24 protein-coding genes and 1 pseudogene are annotated in these 24,381 nt (G+C 62.5%); 10 read left to right on the top strand and 15 right to left on the bottom strand.

Going from position 1 to position 24,381, the window contains the following annotated elements; genetic code table 11:
* Nucleotides 1-9: 9 nt before the first annotated feature.
* From BLU35_RS09225 to ocd, 3 genes are read right to left on the bottom strand one after another with little or no spacing between them, the layout of a single operon-like run.
* Complete coding sequence (locus BLU35_RS09225; RefSeq protein WP_093232869.1) at nt 10-813, bottom strand: dimethylarginine dimethylaminohydrolase family protein; 804 nt, start codon at nt 811-813, stop codon at nt 10-12.
* A 31-nt stretch (nt 814-844) separates the two neighbouring features.
* Nucleotides 845-1,816, bottom strand: a complete 972-nt coding sequence (ctlX, locus tag BLU35_RS09220; protein ID WP_093232868.1) for a citrulline utilization hydrolase CtlX — start codon at nt 1,814-1,816, stop codon at nt 845-847.
* A 1-nt stretch (nt 1,817) separates the two neighbouring features.
* A complete protein-coding gene (gene ocd / locus BLU35_RS09215; protein WP_210185125.1) occupies nt 1,818-2,900 on the bottom strand; it encodes an ornithine cyclodeaminase in 1,083 nt (360 codons plus the stop codon).
* Between the two features lie 92 nt (nt 2,901-2,992).
* Between ocd and BLU35_RS09210 the strand changes: the two genes are divergently transcribed.
* From BLU35_RS09210 to BLU35_RS09190, 5 genes are all read left to right on the top strand, one after another.
* Complete coding sequence (locus tag BLU35_RS09210; protein WP_057249183.1) at nt 2,993-3,418, top strand: Lrp/AsnC family transcriptional regulator; 426 nt, start codon at nt 2,993-2,995, stop codon at nt 3,416-3,418.
* A 54-nt stretch (nt 3,419-3,472) separates the two neighbouring features.
* Entirely contained in the window at nt 3,473-3,994 is a 522-nt protein-coding gene (locus BLU35_RS09205) for a carboxymuconolactone decarboxylase family protein (RefSeq protein WP_093232866.1), read from the top strand.
* Nucleotides 3,995-4,105: 111 nt separating this feature from the next.
* Nucleotides 4,106-4,573, top strand: coding sequence for a GNAT family N-acetyltransferase (locus tag BLU35_RS09200; RefSeq protein WP_353615027.1), 468 nt, complete (start codon nt 4,106-4,108; stop codon nt 4,571-4,573).
* Between the two features lie 59 nt (nt 4,574-4,632).
* Complete coding sequence (locus BLU35_RS09195) at nt 4,633-5,028, top strand: MarR family winged helix-turn-helix transcriptional regulator (protein ID WP_093232865.1); 396 nt, start codon at nt 4,633-4,635, stop codon at nt 5,026-5,028.
* Nucleotides 5,029-5,151: 123 nt separating this feature from the next.
* Nucleotides 5,152-6,447 (top strand): MFS transporter, encoded by a 1,296-nt coding sequence (locus BLU35_RS09190; RefSeq protein WP_058325011.1) that lies wholly within the window; start codon nt 5,152-5,154, stop codon nt 6,445-6,447.
* A gap of 75 nt (nt 6,448-6,522) precedes the next feature.
* Here BLU35_RS09190 and BLU35_RS09185 read toward each other — a convergent pair whose 3' ends face one another.
* The 3 genes from BLU35_RS09185 to BLU35_RS09175 form a co-directional block, all read right to left on the bottom strand.
* Nucleotides 6,523-6,951, bottom strand: a complete 429-nt coding sequence (locus BLU35_RS09185) for an OsmC family protein (protein ID WP_093232864.1) — start codon at nt 6,949-6,951, stop codon at nt 6,523-6,525.
* A 128-nt stretch (nt 6,952-7,079) separates the two neighbouring features.
* Nucleotides 7,080-8,669 (bottom strand): ABC transporter substrate-binding protein, encoded by a 1,590-nt coding sequence (locus BLU35_RS09180; RefSeq protein WP_093232940.1) that lies wholly within the window; start codon nt 8,667-8,669, stop codon nt 7,080-7,082.
* A gap of 10 nt (nt 8,670-8,679) precedes the next feature.
* On the bottom strand, nt 8,680-9,360 hold the full coding sequence (locus BLU35_RS09175; RefSeq protein WP_058325013.1) for a helix-turn-helix domain-containing protein: 681 nt from the start codon (nt 9,358-9,360) through the stop codon (nt 8,680-8,682).
* 196 nt (nt 9,361-9,556) lie between these two features.
* Here BLU35_RS09175 and BLU35_RS09170 point away from each other — a divergent pair, with 196 nt between their 5' ends.
* From BLU35_RS09170 to BLU35_RS09150, 5 genes are all read left to right on the top strand, one after another.
* Nucleotides 9,557-10,549, top strand: coding sequence for an ABC transporter permease (locus BLU35_RS09170; RefSeq protein ID WP_093232863.1), 993 nt, complete (start codon nt 9,557-9,559; stop codon nt 10,547-10,549).
* A 12-nt stretch (nt 10,550-10,561) separates the two neighbouring features.
* Nucleotides 10,562-11,467 (top strand): ABC transporter permease, encoded by a 906-nt coding sequence (locus tag BLU35_RS09165; RefSeq protein WP_058325015.1) that lies wholly within the window; start codon nt 10,562-10,564, stop codon nt 11,465-11,467.
* Complete coding sequence (locus tag BLU35_RS09160; protein ID WP_176907191.1) at nt 11,467-12,300, top strand: ABC transporter ATP-binding protein; 834 nt, start codon at nt 11,467-11,469, stop codon at nt 12,298-12,300. Before BLU35_RS09165 ends, BLU35_RS09160 begins: the two co-directional genes overlap by 1 nt.
* Nucleotides 12,297-13,037, top strand: a complete 741-nt coding sequence (locus BLU35_RS09155; protein ID WP_058326410.1) for an ABC transporter ATP-binding protein — start codon at nt 12,297-12,299, stop codon at nt 13,035-13,037. Before BLU35_RS09160 ends, BLU35_RS09155 begins: the two co-directional genes overlap by 4 nt.
* Nucleotides 13,038-13,112: 75 nt before the next feature.
* Nucleotides 13,113-13,619, top strand: a complete 507-nt coding sequence (locus tag BLU35_RS09150) for a GAF domain-containing protein (protein WP_058325017.1) — start codon at nt 13,113-13,115, stop codon at nt 13,617-13,619.
* A gap of 44 nt (nt 13,620-13,663) precedes the next feature.
* Here BLU35_RS09150 and BLU35_RS09145 read toward each other — a convergent pair whose 3' ends face one another.
* The 9 genes and pseudogenes from BLU35_RS09145 to BLU35_RS09105 form a co-directional block, all read right to left on the bottom strand.
* Nucleotides 13,664-14,755, bottom strand: a complete 1,092-nt coding sequence (locus BLU35_RS09145) for an ABC transporter ATP-binding protein (protein WP_176907188.1) — start codon at nt 14,753-14,755, stop codon at nt 13,664-13,666.
* Nucleotides 14,756-14,840: 85 nt separating this feature from the next.
* A complete protein-coding gene (locus BLU35_RS09140) occupies nt 14,841-16,295 on the bottom strand; it encodes an extracellular solute-binding protein (protein WP_093232861.1) in 1,455 nt (484 codons plus the stop codon).
* A gap of 41 nt (nt 16,296-16,336) precedes the next feature.
* Complete coding sequence (locus BLU35_RS09135; RefSeq protein ID WP_093232860.1) at nt 16,337-17,365, bottom strand: carbohydrate ABC transporter permease; 1,029 nt, start codon at nt 17,363-17,365, stop codon at nt 16,337-16,339.
* Nucleotides 17,362-18,237: a carbohydrate ABC transporter permease gene (locus BLU35_RS09130; protein ID WP_093232859.1), complete on the bottom strand. Its 876-nt coding sequence runs from the start codon at nt 18,235-18,237 to the stop codon at nt 17,362-17,364. Before BLU35_RS09130 ends, BLU35_RS09135 begins: the two co-directional genes overlap by 4 nt.
* Nucleotides 18,234-19,170 (bottom strand): annotated as a pseudogene (gene rbsK, locus BLU35_RS09125) (ribokinase). Before rbsK ends, BLU35_RS09130 begins: the two are co-directional and overlap by 4 nt.
* 105 nt (nt 19,171-19,275) lie before the next feature.
* Entirely contained in the window at nt 19,276-19,728 is a 453-nt protein-coding gene (locus BLU35_RS09120) for an RbsD/FucU family protein (protein ID WP_093232858.1), read from the bottom strand.
* A gap of 133 nt (nt 19,729-19,861) precedes the next feature.
* Nucleotides 19,862-22,246, bottom strand: coding sequence for an aldehyde dehydrogenase family protein (locus tag BLU35_RS09115; protein ID WP_093232857.1), 2,385 nt, complete (start codon nt 22,244-22,246; stop codon nt 19,862-19,864).
* 5 nt (nt 22,247-22,251) lie between these two features.
* The gene (gene deoC / locus BLU35_RS09110) at nt 22,252-23,265 is read right to left on the bottom strand and encodes a deoxyribose-phosphate aldolase (RefSeq protein ID WP_093232856.1); all 1,014 of its coding nucleotides are present in this window, start codon (nt 23,263-23,265) and stop codon (nt 22,252-22,254) included.
* 178 nt (nt 23,266-23,443) lie between these two features.
* Entirely contained in the window at nt 23,444-24,175 is a 732-nt protein-coding gene (locus BLU35_RS09105; RefSeq protein ID WP_058325026.1) for a DeoR family transcriptional regulator, read from the bottom strand.
* Nucleotides 24,176-24,381: the final 206 nt, after the last annotated feature.

The following is a 24,381-nucleotide window of genomic DNA, read 5'->3' as shown; positions in this document are numbered from 1 at the left end:
TGCGACGGATCAGAGCGTGTTGCTGAACCAGCGCAGCGACATGCAGGACAGGCCCGCGTCGATCTTGCCGATCTCCGTCGTCTTCATGGGCACGACCTTGTAGCCGAGCTTGTCGAGCATCTCGATCGTACGCGGGAAGTCGGAGCCGACCATCACGACGTCATTGACACGCAGCGCATTGGCCGCCGGCTCTTCGCCTTCGGGAATGATCACCTGCTTGAAGCGCTCGAAGGCGCCGGATTTGGCAAGACGCGCGGTCGAAAGCACGGTCTCGTCGTCGAGCAGCGAGCAATCGGTCTTGAAGTGCAGCACGCCTTCCGGGGTCGCGACGATCTCGCTCTTGCGGCCGAGCTTGGCAAGGCAGGCCTGCAGCGCTTCGGCGCCGACCTTGTTGGTGCGGGCCGAAAGGCCGATCATCACGCTTTCGCGCGTCGTCAGCACGTCGCCGCCATCGGCAAAGCCGCTGCCCGGCAGGTCAAGCACGGTCTCGAACATGGCGCGGAGCGTCGGCTCGATCTCCGGCGTTTCCTTGACGCGCGTCTCCGCACCCGGACGCAAGAGGATCGCACCTTCGGTGAAGACGATTGCCGGGTCCTCGACGAAGATCGAATCCGGGAAGGCTTCGAGCGCCGGCAGCACCGTCACCTTCACGCCTGCGTCCTTCATCGCCGCGATATAGGCGTCGTGTTCGGCCTTCACACCTTCGAAGGTGGGGTTGCCGCGATCGTCGGCGCGCAGGCCGTTGACGACCGACTTCGACGGCGTGCGGACGATGATGTTGTTGAACTGGTAGACGGGGCGTGACTGCGACATTTGTGGGACCTTTGGCTTGTATGAGGTGCTTCTATCGATCGGACGTGGCGGCGTAAAGCTTTTGCGTACCGGCCGGTTCTCTTCGTGACAAATGAACGCCGGCGAGCATGCAGCGCACGGAACCGCCGGCAAGCTCGATCGTCGGCACGTCGAAGGCGAGCACGCGGGCGGAGACTTCGAGCGCCTTGATCTGATCGGGGCGGAGCGAGGCGAGCGCGCGGGCCGACATGACGACCACGCGACCGTCCGCACCGTCGAGCTCGATGGCGTTGCCGGCGAAGTTTTCGATCTGCTCAAGCGTCAGGTCGATCACCTGGCGTCCGGTTTCCTCCAGGCGTGCGCAGATTTCATGACGACGCGCCGTATCCGGGATCATGCTCGCACCAATGAGGGCGAATTCGGTGCCGATGCACATCAAAACGTTGGTGTGATAGATCGAGTTGCCCAGGCGGTCGACGGCGCCAAAGATCATCGGCTCGAAGTTGAAGTGGGTGCAGAAACGCTCCAGCGCCACTTCATTGGTGCGGTTGGAGCGCGCGGCATAGGCGACGCGACCAATATGGTCGAGCACCATGGCGCCGGTGCCTTCGAGATAGACGCCGTCCTTTTCGAGACCGGAATAGTCGATCACGTCCTGGACGCGATACTCGTTCTTCAGCATCTCGATGATGTCGGAGCGGCGTTCGCTCTGGCGGCTTTCCGAATACATCGGATAGATCGCCACATGGCCGCCGGAATGGGTCGAGAACCAGTTGTTCGGGAAGACCGAGTCCGGACGCGTCGTCGTTTCGTCCTCGAAGAGATGCACCGCGACACCGGCGTCGGTGAGGCCATCAGCCATACGGCTGACTTCATCATAAGCGGCCTTGGCGATCGCCGACGGCTGGCGTGCCGCGTCGGTCGCCTGGAAGGCGTTGTCCTCAGCGGTCATCGGATTCGGGCCGAAATGGTGCGGACGGATCATCACGACGCCCTTCGGCGCCTGCACGGACAGTCTCTTCATGTTATGCAACGCTCCGCTCGGCAAAGGCGGCCGGCTGCTGCCGGAACAGGCCGTAGAGATCGCGCGGGTGGTCCGGCTGCGTCGTCAGGTCGAGTTCGGTGTAGAACGCCGTGCCCTGGATCTTGTCGCGCAGGAAGCGCAGTGCCGAGAAGTCCTCAGTGGCGAAACCGACGGAATCGAAGATGGTGATCTGCGCGTTGCTGCGGCGGCCTTCGGCCTCGCCGGCGATGACCTGCCAGAGTTCGGTGACCGGGAAATCCGGCGCCATCTGCTGGATTTCGCCTTCGATGCGGGTCTGCTCCGGATATTCGACGAAGACGTCGGCGCGGCGCAGGATGTCGCCCTGCAGTTCCGTCTTGCCGGGGCAGTCGCCGCCGACCGCATTGATATGCACGCCGGCGCCGACCATGTTGTCGGAGAGGATCGTGGCGTTGCGCTTGTCGGCCGTAACCGTCGTAATAATGTCGGCACCGGCAACGGCCTCTTCCGCCGTCGCAGCAACGACGATGTCGAAATCCATGTCCGAGAGGTTGTTGCAGAACTTCTCGGCCGCTTCGGGATCGATGTCGAAGACCTGCAGCCGCTTGACGCCGAGCAGGGCACGGAAGGCAAGCGCCTGGAATTCAGACTGCGCGCCGAGGCCGATGATTGCCATCGAACGGGCGTCAGCGCGAGCGAGGTACTTTGCGGCAAGCGCCGAAGTGGCCGCCGTGCGCAGACCGGTCATGATCGTCATTTCGGAGACGAGGCAGGGATAGCCGGTGCTGACATCGGAGAGAACACCGAAGGCTGTCACCGTCTGCAGGCCGACATTGGGGTTCTTCGGGTGGCCGTTGACATATTTGAAGCCGTAATGCTCACCATCAGAGGTCGGCATCAGCTCGATGACGCCGGTCTTCGAGTGGCTCGCGAGCCGCGGCGTTTTCTCGAATGCGTCCCACCGGCGGAAATCATCCTCGATGTATTCCGCAAGACCCACAAGGAACGTCTCAATACCGATCGATTTGACCAGCTCGATTACGTTGCCGACACCGACATACTGAACCACGTTTAAAACTCCATCGGAGAAATTCGATGAAGTCAGCCTAGGCTTGCAAGAAGTGAGTTGAAATTTTAAACCTGCCTAAGATGCAAAACCCTATTGAGCATTTTGCGCAGTCGTATTATACAATTTTCATGCATATCTTCGACGACCTCGATCACCAGCTCATCTCGCTATTGCGAGAAGACGGCCGCGCGCCCTACTCAAAGATAGCCACCGTGCTCGGCATTTCCCGGGCCACGGTTCAAACGCGCATCGACCGGCTGCTCGAAAGCGGTGCCGTGCTCGGCTTCACGCTGCGCGTGCGGCAGGATTACGATGATCGCGCCATCCGTGCGATCATGATGATCGAGGTCAGCGGCCGCAACACCACCAAGGTCATCAAATATCTGCGCGGCCTGCCCGAGCTTTATGCGCTGCATACGACCAACGGCGGCTGGGATCTGGTCGCAGAAATTCGCGCCAACAGCCTCAGCGATTTCGACCGCATCCTGCGCGAAGTACGCGACGTCGATGGCGTATCGAACAGCGAAACGAGCATTCTGCTCAGCACCGTCTGATCCCCCACCATCACAAGCGCACCGCCCGCGCGCCATTCAAGACCGGTAAGACCCATGAGCCATATTCCCCAGATCGACTACGACACCGCTTCCGACGAAATCCGCGCCGCCCATGACGAGGAAGTGCGCGTGCGCGGACGCATGACCAACATGAAGCGCACGCTTTTGCATTCGCCGGTCGCCCATCGCATCTACGCGGAATGGTTCACGCTACGCGAAGAACTGCGCCCGGCGCTAAACGATCGGGAGATCTGGTTTCTCTCGCACGCGATCTCTGAAGCCATGCGCTCGCCGATCGCCATGGGCTTCTTCCGCCGCGCCTTCGCCAACTCGGGCATCGACTTCCACACGGTCGTGCCGACCGACGACGAACAGCGGCTGATCGCCTTCGGACGGGCGATCGTCGCCGACAGCAATGCTATCCCGGACGAGATCTGGGAGGGCCTGAAGGCACGCTACGACGCCAAGGCACTGGTCGATCTCGTCGCCTTCTCAGGCATCATGGTGGCGACTGCGCTTTTCAACAACGTCGTCGAGGTCGAATTCGACAAGGAACTGGAACCGTTCGTCGACTGAGGCGTCGACGAACCAAATGCTTCAGATTGCTGCCGCTTCAAAAGGAAAGGCGATGATCAGACCGGCCACGATCAAGGATGCGTCCAGCCTGGCGGCCATTAGCCTGGAGGTCTGGCTCAACACCTATATCCGCGATGGGTCAACGCGTTCTTTGCCGATTATACGCTGGCCCAATTTACCGCCTCGCGCTTTGAAGAGATCCTGGCCCAGGAGGATGAGGCCATCTGGGTTTCGCAGAATGCCGTCGGCATCGACGGCTTTCTGCGGATGTCGTCGAATTCACGGGCGCCGGTCGATATCGTTTCGGACCTTGAAATCGCGACGCTCTATGTGCAGCCCCGTCACCACGGCAGCGGCATCGGCAGGAAGCTTCTGAAAACGGGGCTTCAATACTGCTCGGACATTGGCAGGGCGAGCACCTGGCTGGCGGTGAACGCCGAAAATGAAAAGGCCACGGCCTTTTACATCGCGAGCGGCTTCGAGAAGGTCGGGGAGACCCACTTTAGGATAGGCGACCGGGCCTACCCGAACAACATCCTACATTTTCGCCTAAATCGGTCCGTCGCTGACAACGCTTAAAACGGTGCTTCCGCGATCGCGGACTTGACGTCGCGCATTTGCGTGTATATACACACATCATGTCTCGTTGCTACTGTGCCCTTTTACGCAAAGCCACCCGGAGAGTGACGTCGGTCTACGACGACGCGCTGCAGCCGATCGGTCTCAACCTCGCCCAGTTCAGCTTGCTTCGGCACATCGCGCGCGATGAGCCGATCTCGATGACCGAACTTGGCCGCAAGATCGAACTCGAACGCTCGACGGTCAGCCGCAACGTCAAGGTGCTGGAAGGAATGGGGTTGGCGGCAACCGGAAGCGGGAAAGATCAGAGGGAGGCCGTTGTCGAACTTACGGAAAACGGCCATCGGATTCTCATTGACGGCGCACCGCTCTGGCAGGCCGCACAGGACAAGATCGAGGCGCGACTGGGGACCGACGCGGCCGCCCATCTAGAGGACCTGCTTCTGGCGCTCTAGACAACCTGGCCTGCCAGGAACCGTCAGCAAACTGCCAAACAACAATTCAACCTGCGACCTGCGCTCCGAAAGCCCGCGCAGCGCTCTCGCACACCCGAAAACACGGACGAAAGGAAGTCGACTATGCTCGGTCCGGCGCTTGCGCGTTATCTAGCCAAACGCAATATCCATTACGGCTGGGCTGTGGCCGCCGTCACCTTCCTGGTCATGCTGTCGACTGCGGGAGCGATGGGCTCGGCCGGCGTGCTGATCAAGCCGCTTGAAACCGAGTTCGGCTGGTCGAATGCCCAGATCTCGCTGGCGCTGGCGATCCGCCTTTGCCTGTTCGGTCTGCTCGGACCGTTCGCAGCATCGTTCATGAACCACTTCGGGGTACGCCCGGTCGTTTCCGCGGCGCTGGTCCTGATCATCGCCGGCATCGCCGCCTCCTTCTACATGACGGAGCTCTGGCACCTGGTCGCGATCTGGGGCGTGGTGTTGGGCGTCGGCACCGGCATGACGGCGCTGGTTCTCGGCGCGACGGTCGCGACACGCTGGTTCGACAAGCGACGCGGGCTCGTCGTGGGACTGATGACTGCCAGCAACGCCACGGGGCAGCTGGTGTTCCTGCCGCTACTCGCGTCTCTCACGGAAACGATCGGCTGGCGCTCGGCACTGACGCTGATCATCGTCATCCTCATGGCAGCCCTCACACTGGTCCTGTTGCTGATGCAGGATCGCCCTGGTGATCTCGGCCTCGCGCCCTTCGGCTCGAAACAGATGGTGCCGGCGGCGCCGAAGGCAAAGAGCTTCGGGGCTCTGCTGATGGCACCGATCAGGGCGCTTTCCGACGCCGCGAAGACCAACACCTTCTGGGTGTTGTTCGCCACCTTCTTCGTCTGCGGTTTCAGCACCAACGGCCTGATCCAGACCCATTGGGTTTCGATCTGCGGTGATGTGGGTATTGCCGCCGTCGCCGCGGCCAGCCTCCTGGCGCTGATCGGCGTGTTCGATCTCATCGGGACCGTCGGCTCCGGCTGGCTTTCGGATCGCTACGACAACCGCTGGCTGCTCTTCTGGTTCTATGGCCTGCGTGGTCTCTCGCTGATGTTCCTGCCGTTCAGCGGCTTCAACATCTACACGCTATCGATCTTCGCGATCTTCTACGGCCTGGACTGGGTCGCGACGGTTCCGCCGACCGTGAAGCTCTCGGCCGAACGCTTCGGCCCGGAACGGGCCGGTCTCGTCTTCGGCTGGGTTTTTACCGGCCATCAGCTCGGCGCCGCCAGTGCGACCTTCCTCGCTGGCGCAAGCCGGACGTCGCTCGAAACCTACGCGCCGGCGCTGATCGCCGCCGGAATGCTCTGCATCGTCGCCGCCCTGCTAGTCCTGACGATCGGCCGGCGCCAGCCGGAAGCGCTGGTGCCGCAGCCGGCCTGAGTTCTTCCCCATAGTTGTGCGCAAAAAGGGCGGGCTGCCGGTGGCACCCGCCCTTGATGTTTAGACCTTGGACCGTCAGTGACTGAACTCAGTCACGAATTCCGGATTGCCGCGAATGGTGTTGCTGACGGTGCAGATCTCGTTTTCGGCGGCTTCCGCGATCGCATGACGGACGGTGTCGTCGAAATCGCCTTTGATGTCGAAGACGATGTTGAACTTGGCAACGCGGGAGGGTTCGTCATGGGCCTTCTCGCCGGTCACCTTGGCACTTACCTCCGTCAGTCGGTCGAGCACGCCGTAGCGGCTGGCTGCAATGCGGGCGCTCAAGACCAGGCAGCTTGCGAGCGAGGCGTAAAGCAGATCGAGCGGGCCGTAACCCGCCTGCGACGGGCCGGTAACGATATCGAGTTCGCCGCCGGTTACCGAAGTCACATGCGGAAAGCCGGTTCTGCCGACCACGGCCGTCGCACCGGTTTCACGCGTTCTCACTTTCACATCCGCCATCTCGCAAACCTTCCCAGAATTCTCGGAACCGACACTATCGTTGTCGGCAGAAACACGTCGCCCCGGGCCGCAAGGCCCAGGGCGTTGATATGTGCGCCTTTGAAGAACGGCGCAAGAGCGATGCTCGATCAGTTCTTCTTCACCAGGCGGTAGAACACGAAGTCCGACGTCGCGCCGTTGACGTAGCCCTCGACCTTGTCCTTCATCGCAACCTGCGTCGCTGCCTGGAACATGATCACGATCGGCGACTTTTCCTGCACCTTGCGCTGCAGGTCGACATAGAGCCCGTCGCGCTTGGCCGGATCGGCTTCCTTGAGCGCTGCCTTGGTCGCTTCGTTGAGTTCCGCCGGCACGGCCCAGCCGTTACGCCACGTGGTCGTCGACTGATACTTGTCGTCGGCATTGTCTTCGTTATAGGCGAAGGCCTTGGCGTTCGAATGCGGGTCCATGAAGTCCGGGCCCCAATAGAGCAGCATGGCTTCGTGGGTGCGCGCACGGTACTTGGTGATCACCTGGCTGCCGGTGCCCGGGATGATCTCGAAGTTGATGCCGGCTTCCGCGAACGATGCCTGCAGCGACTGTGCCATGTCGGTAAACGGCGTCGAGTTGATGACGTCGAGGGTTACCTTGATCGGCGTCTTGATACCGGCGTCGGCGAGGATCTTCTTCGCCTTTTCGACGTCGTAGCTGTAGGGCGTTTCATCGAGCGAGCCCGGGAAGCCCTTCGGCCAGAAGGCCTGGTGAACTTCCATCTGACCCTTCAGGAAGCTGTCGGTCATGCCCTTGTAGTCCACGAGGTAGCGGGCGGCTTCCCAGACGGCTTCCGGCTGTAGTGCCGTGTTCTTCTGGTTGAACGACAGGAAGTGCACGGCGGCCTGCGGGTAGGATTCGACCTTCACGCCGTCCTTGCCTTCGAGACCCGAAACCTGGTCCGGCGTCAGGTTCTTGGCCATGTCGACGTCGCCGGTCTGCAGCATCAGCTGCTGGGTCGCGGCTTCAGCCACGTGACGGATGATGACGCCCTTGATAACAGGAGCGCCGCCGAAATAGTTCGGGTTGCTCTGGAGGTTCAGCAGTTCGCCGGCGCGGAAGGCCTTGAGCACGAAGGGACCGGTGCCGGCCGAATTGGCCTTGAGCCACGCATTGCCGAAGTCGCCACCGGCTTCATTCGCCTTGACGGTTTCCGCGTCGACGACCGATGCCGGACGGGCGGCGAGAACGTTGAGAACGAAAGCCGACGAGAAGTCGCCTTCATACTTGATCGTGACCTTGTTGCCGACGGCGGTCACCATCTTGTCGATGTTTTCAGGCGTCCAGCCAAGCTGCGTCAGGATGAAGGCAGGCGCCTTGTTGAGAACGACGACGCGCTTGAAGGAATAGACGACGTCTTCGCCGCGCAGCGGGTTGCCGGAGGTGAAGGTGACACCATCGCGCAGCGTGAAGGTGATCGTCTTGGCGGCATCGTCGGCCGTCCATTCGGAGGCGAGGCCCGGCGCCAACTTCTTCACGTCGGGCGCATCGTACTGCACCAGGCGGTCATAGGTCTGGGTGACGTATTCGCCCGAAGAAAACTCGTAGGCTTCGGCCGGGTCGATGCTGACGATGTCGTCGATGTTCTGCGCCACGACCAGCACTTCCGCCGGCGTTTCGGCGAGTGCGGCCGGCGCTACGCTCATCATCAGGGACGCCGCGAACACCGCGGCCTTGAACATTCTCATCATCATTCTCCTATTTTCGATGAGGCTTGGTTTTTGTCATCGCCGGCTTCAGCGCCGATTTCGGCGTACCGGTCTCGTTGGATTGGGATGCGCGCAACCGGAAGAGCGGCAGCGTGCCGGTCCAGATCAGCCGCACGGGCGTGTCCGTCTTGTTCCACCAGTAGTGGGGCTGGATGCCGCGGAAATGCAGGCCGTCGCCGGGGGACAGCGTGGTCTCGTCGCCGTCGAGCCCGAACAGGATCTCCCCTTCGAGCATGTAGACGAGCTCCTCGCCCTCATGACTGAAGACCTCGGAACGGTGTCCCGGCGGAATGGTGATGACGAAGCTCGAAAGCTGGTTGCCGGCAAAATCGGCGCCGATCCGCTCATAGGAAACCGGCGAGCCGCCGACCGAAAACACCATGCGCCCCTCGGCGCGCGAGAGGCCGGTATCGATCGCCGGGGCGAGGATGAAGTGGTTGAGCTCGGCGCCGAGCCCCTGGGCAATCTGGGCCAAGGTGCCAAGCGAGGGCATGGCGAGATCGCGCTCGATCTGGCTGAGATAACCGACGGAAACGCCCGCCGCATCGCTCAGCGCCTGCAGCGTCATATGCATCTGCCGCCGACGCGCGCGCACCAGCGCGCCTACCTTCGGCTGCCCTGCCCCGGTGCTTTTCCCGGACGTGGCTTCGTCATCCGACGGAACGCTCACGCTCTCCTCCCCCAGTAAAATTTTTTTGATTTAAGCAAACTTATTTATATACTCCAAGCGAATTTTTGCGCTATCGACAAGACAGACCGCAAGCGAAGAGGGATGGAATCGCCACGTGGCAAATGACAGCACCACAGCAGCAACGCCGGTACGCCGCGCCTCCAGACCTAGCCGGAGCCGGCAACGCCTTAGCTCATTGGTGGGCTTCCTGGTTACGCTCGCGATAACCTTCCTTGGCCTGCTCGCGATCACCTTCTTCATCGGCCGCATCGTGCCGATCGACCCGGTTCTCGCTGTCGTCGGCGACCGCGCGCCCGTTGCGGTCTATGAGCGCGTCCGCCAGGAAATGGGGCTCGACCAGCCGCTGATCACCCAGTTCGTCAGCTATGTCGGCGATGTCGCCACCGGCAATTTTGGCACCTCGGTTTCCACCGGCAAGCCGGTTATCGAAGACCTTGCCCGCGTCTTCCCGGCGACGCTCGAGATGGCGACACTCGGCATCATCCTCGGCGTGCTGATCGGCGTCCCACTCGGCGTTTTTGCAGCCGCCCGCCGCGGCTCGTGGATCGATCAGGGCATCCGCGTCATCGGCCTGCTCGGCTATTCGGTGCCCGCCTTCTGGCTCGGCCTTGTCGGCCTTGCCGTCTTTTATGCGCGGCTGAAATGGGTCGGCGGCCCGGGGCGGGTCGACATCTTCTATGACGGCATGGTGACGCCGATCACCGGGCTCATCCTTGTCGACAGCATCATCGCAGGCGAATGGGAGATCTTCCGCAACGCCGTCTGGCACCTGATCCTTCCGGCCTCCTGCCTCGGCTTCTTTTCGCTCGCCTATATCGCCCGCATGACCCGCTCCTTCATGCTCGACCAGTTGAGCCAGGAATATGTCACCACCGCGCGGGTCAAGGGCGTGCCGGAGCGCCTCGTCATCTGGCGCCACGCCTTCCGACCGATTCGCGTGCCGCTGATCACCGTCATCGGTCTTTCCTATGCCGGCCTGCTCGAAGGCTCCGTCATGATCGAGACGATCTTCTCCTGGCCGGGCATCGGCAACTACCTGACCGTCGCCCTGCTCAACGCCGACATGTCGGCGGTGCTCGGCTCGACCCTCGTCATCGGCGCGGTCTTCATCGGCATCAACAAGATTTCGGACGTGCTCTATCGCGTGCTCGATCCGCGTGCACGCTAAGAGGAGTCTGACATGACCACACTTCGCGACTGGCTGATCGACGACAGCCCTGCCTCGCCGATGCAGGCGCGCCTCGGACGTTTCTACCGCATCTTCGGCGCGCTGATGCGCAATCCGCTTGCCGTCGTCGGCGCTATCATCATCCTGGCCCTGGTGTTGACGGCTCTGTTCGCGCCTTGGCTCGCCACCCATGATCCGCTGCGCCAGTCGCTCGGCGAACGCCTGCTGCCGCCGAGTGGCGCCCACTGGATGGGAACCGACGAACTCGGCCGCGACATCTGGTCCCGCGTCGTCTACGGCGCGCGCATCACGCTTGCGATCGTCACGCTCGTTGCCGTGCTCGCAGCCCCCGCCGGCCTGGTGATCGGCGTTGCCGCCGGCTATTTCGGCGGCTGGGTCGATCGCATCCTCATGGGCATCACCGACATCTTCCTGTCGCTGCCGAAGCTGATCCTGGCACTGGCCTTCGTCGCCGCTCTTGGCCCCGGCATCGAAAATGCGATCATCGCCATCGCCATCACCTCCTGGCCGGGCTACGCCCGTGTCGCCCGTGCAGAGACGCTGACCTTCAAGAACTCCGAGTTCATTTCGGCGGTGCGGCTACTCGGCGCTTCGAGCCTGCGCGTCAATCTCGGCCACGTGCTGCCGCTCTGCACCTCGTCGATGATTGTCCGCGTCACGCTCGACATGGCCGGCATCATCCTGACGGCCGCCGGCCTCGGCTTCATCGGTCTTGGCGCCCAGCCGCCGCTTCCCGAATGGGGCGCGATGATCTCGCGTGGCCGTTCGTTCATTCTCGACCAGTGGTGGGTCGCAACCATGCCGGGCTTTGCCATCATTCTCGTCAGCCTCGGCTTCTGCTTCCTGGGCGATGGTCTGCGCGACGTGCTGGACCCGAAGAGCGGGGAGCAGCGCTGATGAGCAATCTTCTCGAAATCGAAAAGCTGCGCGTCACGTTTCCGACGCCCCGTGGCGACCTCGAAGTGGTACGCGGCATCTCCTTCACACTCAGCCGCGAGCGCTTGGGCATCGTCGGCGAAAGCGGCTCGGGAAAATCAATGACCGGCCGCTCGATCCTGCAGCTGATCCGGGCGCCGGGTCGCGTCACCGCCGACAAGCTCGTCTTCGACGGCATCGACCTCTTGAAACAGTCCGAACGGCAGATGCGCGCCATTCGCGGCGCCCGCATCTCCATGGTGATGCAGGACCCGAAGTTCTCGCTGAACCCTGTCATGACCATCGGCGAGCAGATTGCCGAAGCACTGCTGACGCACCAGAAGCTGCCGCGCCGTGAGGTCAACAACCGCATGCTCGCGATGCTGGAATCGGTGCGCATCGCCGATCCGGAACGCGTCGCCCGGCTCTATCCGCATGAAGTCTCGGGCGGCATGGGGCAACGCGTGATGATCGCGATGATGCTGATCCCCGAGCCGGACCTGCTGATCGCCGACGAGCCGACCTCGGCGCTCGACGTTTCCGTGCAGGCGCAGGTGCTCGACATCATCGACGAACTAGTCAAACGCAAGGGCATGGGGCTGATCTTTATCAGCCACGACCTGAACCTCGTCTCCAGCTATTGCGACCGCATCCTCGTGATGAACACCGGCGAGGTGGTCGAGGAGTGCAAGGCCGGCGAACTGAAGGAGGCGAAACATCCCTATACGCGCGGGCTGATCGCCTCCATTCCGCGCCTCGACGAAACACGGGACGAGCTGCCGGTACTCGACCGCAGCGCATGGGCCAAGGCATGACCGCGCTTTCTCTCAAGAACCTCGACATCTCCTATGGCGACGTGCAGATCACCCACGACGTCAATCTCGACATCGCCGACGGCGAGAGCTTTGCCCTCGTCGGCGAAAGCGGCTCGGGCAAATCGACCGTATTGAAGGCGATAGCCGGCCTCGCGCCGGAGTGGACGGGCGAAATCACCGTGCTCGGCTCACCCCGCGGCCATGGCATCGACCGCGCCTTTTCGCGCCAGTGCCAGATGGTATTCCAGGACCCCTATGGCTCGCTGCACCCGCGCAAGACCGTCGATGCGACGCTCGGAGAAGCCTTGACCATCCATGGCATCGGCGACCGCAATGCGCGGATCGAGGAAGTCATGGCCTCCGTCGGGCTCGATCGCAAGTTCCGCTTCCGCTTCCCGCACCAGCTCTCGGGCGGCCAGCGCCAGCGCGTGGCGATCGCCCGGGCACTCATGCTGAAGCCGAAGGTGCTGCTGCTCGACGAGCCGACCTCGGCGCTCGACGTCTCGGTCCAGGCCGAAATTCTCAATCTGCTGAAGCGCCTCAGGCGCGAGCAGAACCTCACCTTCCTGATGGTCACCCACAATCTGGCCGTCGTCTCGTTCCTTTGCGATCGGCTCGCCGTCATGCGGCAGGGCCGTATCGTCGAGGTGGCCGATGTCTCCGATCTCAAGCGCGGCGACCTCAAGGATCCCTATTCGCGTGAGCTGATGCAGATCAGCGCCGCGCATGCCAACTAGAGCGGGAAACTGAAAGCGCGGGCGGTCTTCGCCCGCATTCCGCTCTAAAATATCGAGTAACCCCAAGGACATAGCATGAACAGTGAACAGATCGCTGCCGCGCTGGCGGAATTCGACGCGGCGATTGCCAAGACAACCGATGCCGATGCGGTATGGACCGCGCTGCAGACGCTTTGCCGCCAGGTGATCGGCGCCAAGCTTTTCACCATCATGACGGTCGACATGGTCAATGAAGTCGCCCGCCGCGCCTATACCTCGCACCCTGAGGAATACCCGACCTCCGGCACCAAGCCGATCCGCTACGACAGCTGGTTCGACATCGTGCACAAGGCACACCAGACCTTCGTCGCCAACACCATCGTCGACATCTCCAAGGTCTTCGGCGACCACGAAACCATCTGGTCGCTCGGCTGCGGTTCGGTTGCGAACATCCCGGTTGTTGTCGGCGGCGAACTGCTCGGCACGGTCAACTGCCTCGACGTCGAGCATCACTACACGCCTGAGCGCGTCGCGCTCTCCAAGCATCTGGAAATGCCGGCGAAACTCGCCTTCCTCGCCGCCGCGCGCGCCGAGCAGAAGTAATACGGCAGGCCGGGGGCGTCACCGCCTTCGGCCCCCCTTTCCGGTCAGCGGCCGATCGCTTTGCCAGTTTCCTTCACAAAGAAGTGTATCTTCGCCGCCTCGATCGGCACCTCGATCTGGTCATCTGGGCCGATGCGTGACGCAGCGTGAACCTGCGCCGTGAAGGCGGCTTGGCCCACCTTGCCGAGCGCCAGCGTGTGAGGCCCAAGCGGCTCGACGTCGCGCACCGTCAGCTTCACGGTCGGCGCTCCAGCGTCCGCGGCAATCGTATGTTCCGGGCGGATGCCGAGGACGACGTCCTTGCCCGCAAAAGCGCCGAGCTTTCCGGCGCGGTGCTCCGGAACCTTGATGGCCACATCACCATCACCCTTGAACTGCAAACCGCCATCACCGCCTTCAAGCCGCCCTTCGATGAAATTCATGCTGGGCGCGCCGATGAAGGCGGCGACGAAGAGATTGGCGGGCGCCTCGTAAAGCGTGATCGGGTCGGCTGCCTGTTCGATGCGGCCCTGGTTCATGACGACGACGCGGTCCGCCATGGTCATGGCTTCCACCTGGTCGTGGGTGACGTAGACGGCGGTCGTCTGAAGACGCCGATGCAACAGTTTGATTTCGGTGCGCATTTCGATGCGCAGCTTGGCGTCGAGGTTGGACAACGGCTCGTCGAAAAGAAAGACATCGGGCTGGCGCACGATCGCCCGACCGATCGCCACGCGCTGGCGCTGGCCGCCGGAAAGCGCGCTCGGCTTGCGATTGAGATAGGCGCCGAGGTTGAGAATACGGGCGGCGTCCGTCACCGCCTTGTCGATCTCGGCCTTGGGCGTGCCGCGCACCTTCATGCCGTAGCCGATGTTTTCTGCAACGGTCATATGTGGATAGAGCGCGTAGTTCTGAAATACCATCGAGCAATTGCGCAAGCCAGGGCGCAGATCCGTTACGTCGCGTTCGCCAATTCGGATCGAACCCGAGGTCGCGGTTTCAAGACCTGCGATCATCCGAAGGGTCGTTGTCTTGCCGCAGCCGGACGGCCCGACGAGCACGACGAACTCGCGATCCGCAATCTGAAGATCGAGCGGCGGAATGACGGTGACGTTCCCGAAGGACTTGGTGATCTGCTCCAGTCGGACCTGTGACATGCGGAAACCTTTGCTGCTGTCGATACCCGGTCTTGCCCGGGCGCTTGAGGCCCGCCCCGATCGTCTCGGGGCGGGCGCAGTCTCGTTATTCCTGAGGCAGGCCCATCGAGGCGCGATAGGCGGCGAGCTGCTTGTCGCGGCCGAACTCGTCGGTCAGCTTGTTCCACTGCTCGGCGACGCTATCGAGCGCCTGTTGCGGCGTCACTTCGCCGGCAAGCGCCTTGGAAAGCTCGATCTCCAGCACCTCGGTGTAGGAGAAGTAGCCGGGCAGGCGCATGTCGAGCGCGATGTTCTTGGCGGTCACCGCGTCCTTCTGCGCGCCGAGATACTCCTTCGCTTCGCGCTCGGAGAAGATCTTCGACCAGAGATCGAGGTTCGTCGTGTGGGAGATGCGATAGGGATTGACACCTGTACCGCCGGTGATTGCCGCCTGGCCGGAAACGGCCGGGCTCGTCAGGTACTGGATATAGTTCCAGGCCGCCTCCTGCTTGGTCGAGGTTGCGGGAACCGCCGCCTGCCAGCCGCCGAAGGCCATGAAGGAGGTCTGGACGACATGGTCGAACTTGTCCCACTTCTTGGTCTTGTAGTTCCAGATCTCGTCCGATCCCGGCAGCGGTGCCGAGCCGACATTACCGGCGACCTTAGACTGCTTCGGGTCGGCGCCGATGACGCCGGTATCGCCCCAGCCGATCGATTCCGCCACTTGCCCGCCGGCGAAGGCGGCGTTCACTTCACCGAAGGAGAAGTTCAGCGCGTTCGGCGGCGCGAGTTTCGAGGCGCGTATGTACTCCTCGAGGCCACGAACCCAGCCGGGATTGTTGACCTGGGCGTCCATCGTCTCCGGATTGAAAAACATGGCGCCGGGATTGTCCGGGTGGCTGGTATAGCCGGCAACGTGGCTGAACAGGAACCAGAACTGCTGGCCGCCGCGGCGGAAGGCTTCCGCCGTGCCCCAGAGGTTGTTGGTCGGCTGGTTGAAGTATTCGGCGATGTCGAGATACTGCTTCCAGGTCTTCGGCGGCGCCAGGTCGTAGCCGTACTTCGCCTTGAAGGCCTTCTGGTTGTCGGCGTTCTCGAAGAGATCGATCCGGTAGCTATAGGTATGGGCGTCGCCGTCCATGGTCTGCGACAGCACCTTGCCGTTCCACACCATCAACTGTTCGCGATAGACAGGCGCGATATCCTCCCAATCGGCGCCCTTGCGCATGTCGGCCGGCATTTCCGAGAGGAAGTCGGTGAAATCAGGTGCCCAGGCAGGCGCGAAGGCGATCACATCGAAGGCGTCTTCGCCCGATGTCAGCGAGGTCACGATCTTCGGATAGAGTTCCGACCACGGAAACTCGACGACCTTCACCTTGCCGCAGGTCTTTTCTTCCCAGCCCTTGGCTGCAAGCTGCAGCGCCGAGGCGATGTATGGGCCGGTCTGTGTGGTCGCCGTCAATTCGACGCCGGTGTAATCCGGATCGCAGGCAAGCGCCGTTCCCGCGTTCCCCAACGCGAGTGCGGCGAGAGATGCAGATGCCAGTAGAAATTTCCTCATTCTATCCTCCCTGTGAATGAATACATGCCAAAGTCGGTTGCTTATTTGATCGCTCCAAGAAGCAGGCCGGAGCGCATGAGCCGGCTCAAAAGTCCGGCCATGACCATCATCGGGATGATGGCAACGAGAGCGGCAGCGGAAATCGCCCACCATTCATCGCCGCGCTGGCTGTTCTGGCCGGCGACGAGGATGGGCAGCGTCTGCCATTTGGAATTGGTCAGGAACAGCGCAAACAGAAACTCGTTCCAGACGAAGGCAAGCGTGATCATGAAGGTGGCGATCAGCCCCGGCTTCGACATCGGCAGCACGATGCCGAAAAAGATCCGCCAGGACGGCACGTTGTCGACCATCGCGGCTTCCTCGACCTCGACCGGCAGCGCCTCGAAGAAGTCGCGCATCAACCAGATGACGATCGGGAGAGAGAAGGCAATGTAGGCGAAGGTCAGGCCGATGTAGCTGTCGACCAGCTTGAAGCCGAGTTTGCCCATCTCCGTATACATCAGGTAGAGAGCGAAGGCCGCGACGATCGGCGGGAACATGCGCTGGCTGACGAACCAGAAGACGATGTCGTTGTTGCCAAGCTCCGGCCCGGGCAGACGGAACCTGCTGGAAATGATCGCCAGCGCAAGCGCCGCGACAAAGGCATAGATAAGCGAGATGCCCTGGCCGTAGCCAAGCACATGGCGGCCGAGAAGGAACCCGCCGAAGGCGATCACCACAAAGATGAGGGCAGAAAGCAGACGGAAGCGGAAAGTGAAACGAACCAGCGCATAGGCCGCCATGGCGCCGATGAAGGTCGCCGCGATCGATGCCGAAAGACCGATGATCGTCGAAGCGAGGAACGTGTTGAAGAACTGGCCTCGCTGGCCAGACAGAAGCTCGCTCCAGGCCGTCAGGCTCGGCTCGAAATCGACGAAGGGCAGATAGGTCGGCCCGCCAACGACGGCGATCGGCGTCTTGAACGAGGTGATCAACACCCAGTAGAGCGGAAAGAAGGTGATGGCGAGCCAAATCAGGCAGCCGCCGAGCGCCAGCCAGCGACGCTTCCCCTTGAGAGTGCGCACGCTCATTTGTGCTTCTCCAGGTAGGGTTTGAGAATAGCGAGATAGACGAGGCCGATCACGGTGATGACGATCAGGAACAGGAAGGAGAGCGCCGAGGTGTAGCCAAGATTGAACTTCTTGAAGCCTTCCTGATAGGCAAACAGCGTCAGCGTCTCGGTCGAAATCCCCGGCCCGCCGCCGGTCATGACGAAGACCGTATCGATGATCTTGTAGCTCTCGATCAGGCGGATGAAGACGACGGCGACCGAGATCGGCAACAGCATCGGAAAGGTGATATCGCGAAACTGCTGCCACGGCGTGGCGTTTTCGAGCGCGGCTGCCTCGTAGACATCATCCGGCAGGGTCTGAAGCCCCGCAAGCAGCATGAGGATGACGAAGGGCGTCCATTGCCACACCTCGACGGCGATGATCGATCCGAGCGCCCAGCTCGTCTGGGTGAGGAAAGGCAGATTGGGAAATCCGAGCGCGGACATCAGCTCGTTGAGCGGGCCCATGGTCGGATTGAGCACCTGGCGGGCAATCAGCGCGACGGCAACTGGTGCCACCAGCATTGGCAACAGGAAACTCACGCGGAAGATCCCCTCGCCCGGAACCCGCGAATTCAGCGCCAGCGCCACCGAAAGGCCAATCACATATTGCAGCCCGACGGAGATGAAGGCGATCAGCGTCGTCGTGCCTGCCACATGCCAGAAGCGTGGGTTTTGCAGCAGGTCCAGATAGTTGCCGAAGCCGACGAAACGAGCCGGCGTCGGCGGCACGAGCCGCATGCTCATGAAGCTGGTCGTCAGCGAATAGACCAGCGGGAAGATCGAGATCAGCAGGACGATGATGAGGGCGGGCCAGATGAAGAAATGCTTGATTGGGTCGTTGCGCGTCATGCGGCCGCCCCTCTCGCCAGCAGCGCCTCGATCTCGGCAAGCGTCGGCATGGCCGGCGCCGTGCCACGACGGGTGACGGCAATGCCGGCCGTGGCGCAACCGAAGCGCACCGCCTCGACCGGCGCGAGCCCACGCGCCAGCGCTGCCGAAAAGCCGCCGACGAAGGCATCCCCTGCCCCGGTCGTATCGATTACCGGTCCACCGGCAACCGCTGGTACGAGCACCGACTGGTCGTGGTTGTGATAGAGCACGCCGCGTTCGCCGAGGGTGATCAGCGCCGTTCTGGCGCCTTTCTTCAACAGCACGTCGCCAGCGCGCCTGATGTCATCCTCAGTGGACAGCGCAAAGCCGACGATGGCCGCGGCCTCGGTCTCGTTCGGCACCAAATAGTCGCAGAGCGGGTAGATCGCATCCGGGAAAGGTTCGGCGGGCGCCGGGTTGAAGACAGTGGTGACGCCGGCGGCATGGGCGATCTCGAGTGCGCGTTGCGCTGCGGCAACCGGTTGCTCCAGCTGAGTGACGAAGACGCGCGATCCCTCGATCGTCTCGCGGGAAGCCTCGACATCATCGATACTGATCGAGCCGGCTGGCAGCACCCGGATAGACGATGATGGCGTTCTCGCCGTTCTGGTCGTTGACGTAGATGAAGGCGGCACCCGTCGGCAGATCGTCCATCTGCACGATCTTCGGCGTCACGCCGGCTTCGACATAGGTGCGCAGCGCCATCTCGCCGAAGGTGTCGCGACCGAGCTTGGAGATGAAGGACACCGGACTGCCGGCCCGCGCTGCAGCTACCGCCTGGTTCGAACCCTTGCCGCCTGGTCCGACGGAAAAGCCGCTGCCGGTAATCGTTTCACCGACAACCGGCATGCGCCGCGCCAGATAGGCCGTATCGGCCACGAAGATACCAAGGATCGAAACACCAACCTTCATTCAAGCCTCCCCCTGCGGCCGCACCGCAGAAAACGGTGTGCCCAGGCAATCTCTCGCGATTTCATAAGTCGTCTAGCACCGCGCGGAGACCGCGCAGGCGGTCCGTCAGGTCTTGGGCGGGATCACGCCCTTGGTGAAGAGAAAGCAGCCATAGAACCGCGTCTCGCCCGTGCTGATGACGCAATAGGCCTTCTTGGCTTCCTCGTAGAAGGCGAAACGTTCGATGCCGTACATCGGCGCCGACTTGCCTTCAGCGCGATCGATCGCCGACTGGACTTCCTGCTGCACCGGCAGGACTTCATCTGGCGCTCCCATCACCTCCATACGGCCGGCCGAAGGCTGCAGCGGCGTGTCGAGGGGCAGCACGGAAAGCACCGCTTCGACCGCACGCGCCGCCGAGACATTGTCGATGCGCAGCAGCGTGCCGAGCGTCGTCTTGCGGGCAATGGCGTCGGACGGGAAATTGGTGTCGGAAATGACGACCGTGTCGCCGTGCCCCATGGATCTCAACGCGTGCAACACGTCGGCATTAAGGGCCGGGTCGATATTCTTGAGCATACAGTCCTCCTCCAGGCGCCATGCCGTCGCGGCCGCACCATATGCGTTTCCCGTTCAGGACAAACGCGTCTCCCCAGCTGTTCACTTTTCCATCGCGCGAGCCGGCTCCCTCCGCCCCGCGCGTGGCGCCCCCCTACTCGCCGTAGGGGATCCAGATGTTCTTGACGTCGGTCGCGCGGCGCAGATAGGCCGGGCCTTCCGCGGCGTCACGGTCGAGCCAGTTCGTCACCTTGCCGTAATCCACGAAGGTCCGCTTCAGGTTGCCGGACGAGAGTTTCTCGACCAGCGTCGAAAGTTCAGGCGTGCCGAAAGCCCAGAGGGCGTCGACGTCGTTGTGGCTTGCAAGCGTCTTTGCCAGCTCGATCGCCGACCCGGTGACGATGTTGACGACGCCGGCCGGAACGTCGGACGTTTCCAGAACGGTGTAGAAATCGGTCGCCGCCAGCGGATGCGGCTCGCTCGGCACGACGACGACCCGGTTGCCGGTGGCGATCAACGGCGCTACGAGGCTGATCATACCGAGAAGCGGTGCTTCCGGCGGGCAGATCACGCCGACGACGCCGATCGCCTCGGGCATGGCAAGTGCGACACCGCGAAGCGGCGGCTGGTGCACCGCACCTTCGTACTTGTCGGCCCAAGCGCCGTAGGTAAACAGGCGCGCGATCGAGGCTTCGACCTCCGCCTTGGCATTGGCGGCCGAAGCACCGGTCATGTCGGCAATACGATCGGCGAATTCCTCGGCACGGCCGCTGAGGTTTTCGGCAATGTAGTAGAGGATCTGGGCGCGGTTGTGCGTCGTTGCGGAGGACCAGGCGGATGCCGCTTGCGCCGCGACGACGGCGTTGCGGATATCCTTGCGATTGCCCTCGCCAACCTCGCCGAGCACCTTGCCCTTGGGCGATAGAACGTTGCGATTGTAATTGCCGTCCGGCCGCGCCTGCTTGCCGCCGATATAGAGCTTGGCGGTGCGGTCGACGGTCGGCAGGGCGAAATCACCAGCGACCGGTTTCAGCGCCGGTTCGGCAACCGCCGCCCTGAGCTTGCGGCCAAGCCATGCCTTCGGCTTCAGATATTCATAGCAGCCCTCGCGACCGCCCTCGCGGCCGAAGCCGGACTCGCGCTTGCCGCCGAAACCGGCGGACGCGTCGAAGAGATTGGTGGCGTTGACCCAGACGACGCCGGCGGCGAGCTTTGCCGCGACGTGCAGCGCCAGGCCGATGGTCTCGCTCCAGACGCTGGCGGCAAGGCCGTAGCGCGTGTGGTTGGCAAGCTGGATCGCCTCTTCCGGGGTGCGGAAGGTCATCGAGACGGCGACCGGCCCGAAGATCTCTTCGGTCGCGACGATCGAGGTTGGCTGCACGCCGGTCAGCAAGGTCGGCGGATAGAAGCTGCCGCCCTTCGGCAGTTCGATCGACGGCTGATGCAGAGCGGCCCCTTCGGCGACGCCCTTGGCAACCAGGCTTTCGATCCGCTGCAACTGCACCGGCGCGACGATCGCCGCCATGTCGATTGCCTTGTCGAGCGGGTGGCCGATACGCAGCGTCTGCATGCGGCGCTTCAAACGCTCGTAGAAGAGCGGCGCCACGCCTTCCTGCACGAGGATGCGCGAACCGGCGCAGCAAACCTGGCCCTGGTTGAACCAGATGGCGTCCACCACACCCTCAACGGCGCCGTCGATGTCGGCATCGTCAAAGACGATGAAAGGCGATTTGCCGCCGAGTTCCAGCGTCAGCGACTTGCCGGTGCCGGCGGTACGTTCGCGAATGAGCCGGCCGACCTCCGTCGAGCCTGTAAAGGCGATCTTGTCGATATCCGAATGCTCGACGATCAGCGCGCCGGTTTCGCCCTCGCCGGTCACGATGTTCAGCACACCGGCCGGCAGACCGGCAGCGGCAGCAAGTTCAGCGAAGAGCAACGCCGTTAGCGGCGTGAATTCCGCCGGCTTCAGGATGACGGTATTGCCGAGCGCCAGAGCCGGCGCGACCTTCCAGGCGAGCATCAGGAACGGGAAGTTCCAGGGGATGACCTGGCCGACGACGCCGACCGGCACCTGATCGGCGAACAAGGTTTCCTGCAGCTGCGCCCAGCCGGCGTGATGATAAAAGTGGCGGGCGGCAAGCGGGATATCGATGTCGCGGGTTTCGCGGATCGGCTTGCCATTGTCGATCGCCTCGACGACGGCGATCAGACGCGCATGGCGCTGGATCATGCGGGCGAGTGCATAGAGATGCCGCGCCCGGGCATGACCCGGAAGCTTCGCCCAGGGTCCTTGCGCCTTGCGGGCGGCGGCAACCGCATCGTCGACGTCCTTGGAGCCGCCGAGCGCAATTTTCGCCAGGAGCTTTCCCGTGGCCGGCTCGTTCGTGTCGAAAGACTTGCCGGAAGCAGACGCGACAAAAGCGCCATTGATGAAGTGGCCGAACTCGCCCTTGTGGCGCGCCAGCCACTGGCGGGCTTCGGTGTCGGCTTCGAGCGCGGGGCCGTAGGACATTTCGTCAAAATACCTTGCGACAGTCATCGGGATCATCCAATCGGGTGTCGGTTGAGGGCCGAATAGGCGCCGGTCACGTGGTGCTCGAGCTGACGCTCAATATCGGCAAGCAGGCTCGATGCGCCGATGCGGAAGAGATCCGGCTCGAGCCATTCACGGCCGAGTTCGTCCTTCATCAGGAACTGGTAGTTCAGGATGTCCTTGGCCGCGGAAATGCCGCCGGCGGGCTTGTAGCCGACCTTGAGGCCGGTCTGTTCCTGATAGGCACGGATCATGCGCAGCATGACAAGCGTCACCAACAGGGTGGCGTTGACACCTTCCTTGCCGGTCGAGGTCTTGATGAAATCGGCACCGGCCATCATGCAGACGAGCGAAGCGCGCGCGACGTTGCGCAGCGTCTTCAGGTCGCCGGTGGCGAGGATCGCCTTCACATGGGCGTCGCCGCAGGCGGCGCGGAAGTCACGCATCTCGTCATAGAGCGCCTGCCAGTTGCCAGTGAGAACATGCTCGCGGGTAATGACGATGTCGATTTCCCTGGCGCCATCGGCAACCGAGGCCTCGATCTCGCGCAGCTTCACATCGTGCGGGATAAGACCGGCCGGAAAGCCGGTGGAAACCGCGGCGACGGGAATGCCCGAACCGTCTAGCGCCTCGACGGCGGTCGAAACGAAACGATGATAGACGCAGACAGCACCGGTCGTGATACCGCGACCGCCCATGCCAAGCGCGTCGAGCAGATCCTGGCGCACGGGCTGCCGCGCCTTGGCGCAGAGACGCTTGACGCGCTCGGTTGTATCGTCGCCGTTGAGGGTCGTGAGGTCGATGCAGGTGACGGCCTTCAGCAGCCAGGCGGCCTGGGCGTCCTTCTTGACCGTCCGACGGCCGGGCAGCGTCGCAACGCGGCGCTCGGCGGCAGACAGGTTGACGCGCTGGTCCAGCACCCAGCCGAGGTCGAGATCCATGCCGTTGTTGCGCAGCCAGTTATGGCCCGCCGCCGGCGATTGCGCGGCTTTCGTCGCGCCTGACTTCACAGCTAGGTCTTCCAAGCGATGGCTCCTTGAACTCCCTGTCACGGCACAACTCTACACCCGGGGCGCAGCCGTGGAGATCGTCAATTTTGTTATTTTTCTACCGATTTTTTGTGACTATTCCATCAAATACTGAGGGTGTCAAGCGAAGCGTCCGGATTTTGACGAATTCGTAATATTTTTGATCCAGCCGCGATTACTGCCCCGGGACCAGGGTTTCGCCCTCTTCGGTAATGACAGATCGAAAGACGTGAAGAGGCGCGAAAAACGCCGGCTTCAGCTTGCCGATCTTGCTGAGATCGATGACGAGATGGTTCTCGCGGGCAAGCGAAATGACCTTCTGCTTTACCGACACCTCGTGGAAATGCACGCAGGTCGCCCCTCGGCCCGGATCAACGCCCGCCGCTGAAAGGAAGGCAACGTTGATGCCGAGCGAATCGAGCGTTTCCAGCCCGGAATTGCCGGAGAAGGATGCCGATGACGGGTGATAGACGCCGCCCAGCATGACGATGCGGACATTGGGCTTGTGCGTCAGCTTCTCCGCCACATTGAGCGAATAACACACTGCCGTTATTGAATAATCCTCCGGAATGAGATCGACGAGGTATTCCAAGGTGGTGCCGCAATCGATGAAGATCGTCTCGTCCGGCCGGATATGGCGGGCGGCGTGGACACAGGCCTCGCGCTTGGCGGCCGCATGGCTGTCGGCTTCGCGCGCAAGCTCATAGGGCGCATCGGGCTCAATCTCTCCCGCCGGCACGATATGCCCTCCGAGAAAGGCGAACTGGCCGGGATTGTCGGCAACGTCGCGGCGGATCGTCATTTCCGAGACGCCAAGCAGGGCCGCAGCATCGCGCAGATGCAGAACTCTCCGCCCCGAAAGCGCGTCGGCGAGCTGGATGATGCGGGCTGTCTTGCGGCTGACCATGATTTCTTCCGTGTCAGAAAAGTCCTGCAGCCTTGCGCGGCCCGAACAATCTTTGTGACAAATATCACAAACGGTGCCGTGCGAGCAAGAGGAGTCACATTTGAATGAAAGGCACCGCACACGACCGCCGAGCGACCGCCCATCAGAAAGAGAATAGCGGCGGACCAATCGGCCCGCCGCCACAATACTGTCCGTCACGCAAGGCC

The sequence above is a fragment of the Sinorhizobium sp. NFACC03 genome, assembly GCF_900103435.1.
Lineage (GTDB): Bacteria > Pseudomonadota > Alphaproteobacteria > Rhizobiales > Rhizobiaceae > Ensifer.
The sequence above is the reverse complement of the archived record's forward strand: the minus strand, read 5'-3'. Positions and strand labels throughout refer to the sequence as shown.